The 1,409-nt window shown below is 28.0% G+C and carries 2 protein-coding genes; both read right to left on the reverse strand.

Annotated features, from left to right (window positions below):
• A partial coding sequence (locus tag EZH24_RS11840) for a rubrerythrin family protein (RefSeq protein ID WP_201798597.1) occupies positions 1–285 on the reverse strand: 285 nt, incomplete at its 3' end.
• A 308-nt stretch (positions 286–593) separates the two neighbouring features.
• Complete coding sequence (locus EZH24_RS11845) at positions 594–1,268, reverse strand: hypothetical protein (RefSeq protein ID WP_137999282.1); 675 nt, start codon at positions 1,266–1,268, stop codon at positions 594–596.
• Positions 1,269–1,409 lie beyond the last annotated feature (141 nt).

Here is a 1,409-nt window from a genome sequence, read left to right on the forward strand (position 1 = left end):
AGCTATTTTAGCGAAATTTACATACATATCTTCCGATTCGTAAGTTTCTCCCGCTATAGCGTCTTTTAAATTCTCTTCTTTTGACAAGATGCCATGGTAACGCTCAAACCAAAGTTTGCCATGTTCTTGTTCGTTTCTGGAAGCTTTTTCATAAGCCAATGCCAAACCTTCCATTCCTTCCGCTCTGGCTTTTTCGGCATAATACATATATTTGCATCTTGCCATAGCTTCGCCCGTAAAAGCGGTTTTTAGATTTTCTTTTGTTTTTGAATTTTTAAAATCCATATTTTATTAACCCTCCATTTTTTTATTTATACTAAATAGTATAGTAAATTTTTTTTCAAAAGTAAAGAAAAATTCTACATTTTTATCAAAAAAAAATATATAAAATTTAGAAAAGTAATGAAATTATGATGTAAGTTGATATAAAATATAGTCATTGCGAGGGCAACGCCAGAAGCAATCTACTATTAATATAGTTAAGTTAAAAAATAAAATTTTATAATTTTTGGATTACTTCGCTATCGCTCGTTCCTGCTGGACGCCTTTGGCGAATGACAAATTTTTATCTGCCACCTCTAACATTGATAAATTTATTTATACAAAATTCTTACTTGTCCGAAGGCGGAATTGACATTTAAATATAATATTTTTTCAGAATTTCCCATAATAAAATTAATCTCGCCGAAACTCACGCTGTCGCCCGTAGGAAGAGATACATTTCCAAACGCGCTCGAAGCCTTTATGTGAACTTGAATATTTTGATTTATAAATACGATAGTGTCCGCAAATGCAGAGTCAATCGTTATATTAAAATTTCTGTCTATTTCCAAATTACTAAAATCCATACTCGAAGTTTTGAAAAATGTTCTATAATACGCGCTTTTATATTTAGGAAGATTTTCGCCAACATAATAAACGCCGACTAAAATATAAATTCCTAAAAACATTATTATTATGCTGAAAATCATTCTAAAAATCGGAGTGTATAAAATAAAAGGCATATTGATATTGAAACAGTATCTTATAATTAAATAAATTCCCGTTAGAGTTAATAATAAACCTAAAATTACTTTTGAAGAATAAAAACCTATCCCAAATATTAACGCAATTCCCCAAAGTATCGTAATGAAAGCGACTATTATAGTAAATAAAGGAATGGAAGCGAGAAAAGGAATATAGATGTGAAAAATATATTGAAGCAGAATATAAGCTCCCATAGTTATTACGACAGTTCCCAAAATTACTCTCGAAAAAATAAATTTCATGATAAAAACTCTCCGACAAATTATTATTGATTAATATACTAAACAATTTTTATTTAAAATCAAGTTTTTATCTATAATCTTGCTTTAATATATATTTTAATTTTTGATTATTAATTTATAATAATAATTAAATTATTTTAT

Origin of the sequence: Brachyspira catarrhinii, assembly GCF_005518285.1 — a bacterium.
GTDB lineage: Bacteria > Spirochaetota > Brachyspiria > Brachyspirales > Brachyspiraceae > Brachyspira > Brachyspira catarrhinii.

Coding starts and splice junctions, on each gene's coding strand:
- EZH24_RS11845 (WP_137999282.1), bottom strand. CDS start 1,268: ATGAAATTTATTTTTTCGAGAGTAATTTTGGGAACTGTCGTAATAACT.